The sequence below is a fragment of the Streptomyces sp. NPDC127084 genome, from assembly GCF_042724175.1.
Classification (GTDB): domain Bacteria; phylum Actinomycetota; class Actinomycetes; order Streptomycetales; family Streptomycetaceae; genus Streptomyces.
The window spans coordinates 13490-14332 of record NZ_JBHXFA010000008.1 but is presented as its reverse complement, the minus strand read 5'-3'; the positions used below and the strand labels follow the sequence as shown (position 1 = coordinate 14332).

Below are 843 nucleotides of genomic sequence, written 5' to 3'. Positions count from 1 at the left end.
CCCCTTGATGCCCCCCTTGGACCAGTCTGCGCCGCGCGGGGCGCCGGCGACGGCGACCTGGCCGCCGATGGGGGCGTCGGCGCTGCGCGCCGCGGAGTCGAGACGGGCCTTGCCGAAGCGGAAGTCGTAGCCGGAGCCGTTCTTCTGGGCGCCGCCGGACACGGTGATGCTCCCGCCGCAGACGCCGTCCACGTAGTCGCGCCAGGACTTCTTGACGCCCCAGCTCAGCTTGCCGTCCCGGACCTCGGCCGGGGACGGCTTCGCGGTGGGCTTGCCGGTCGGTGTCGGCTTGGAGGTCGGCTTGGAGGTCGCCGTCTCCGTGGCCGTCGGGGTCGGCTTCGGCGGCGTGCCGCCGCCGGTCGCGGGCTTCACGGTGAGCGTCGCCGGGTCGAGCTGGGTGCCCTCCTGGTAGAAGCCGGAGAAGGCTTCCGCGCCGCCCGCCGTGAGCTTGGCCGGGATGTCCTTGAACACCATCGCGCCGCCCGTGCCCTGTCCGGGACGTACCCCGGACATGTCCAGCGTGGCGATCGCCAGGTCGTTCCTCGTGTCGAAGGTGCCGTCCTTCTTCTTGGTGACGACATCGGCGGTGATCTCACCGGTGGGGGTCGCCGAGCCCCTGGTGCTGAGCTTCAGGTCGGACATCCTGATGTCGAGCACACCGCCGTGCGCCGAGAAGTGGACGCTTCCCTTGAAGGCGTTGGCGGTGGCATGGGTGGCCGTGTCATAGGTGCCCGTGCCGTCCACGAAGGTGAACACCCCGTTGCCCGCCGCCTGCTTGGCGCCGGGGGCCCCCCCGCGGTGGTGGCGGGGGGGGGGGGCGGGGGGGGGCGGTGGGGGGGAGAA

General features: G+C 72.6%; 1 protein-coding gene. It reads right to left on the bottom strand.

The genetic code is table 11. The features are described 5' to 3' along the window. A partial coding sequence (locus ACFWI9_RS03630; protein ID WP_387158843.1) for an HtaA domain-containing protein occupies nucleotides 1-756 on the bottom strand: 756 nt, incomplete at its 3' end. Nucleotides 757-843: the final 87 nt, after the last annotated feature.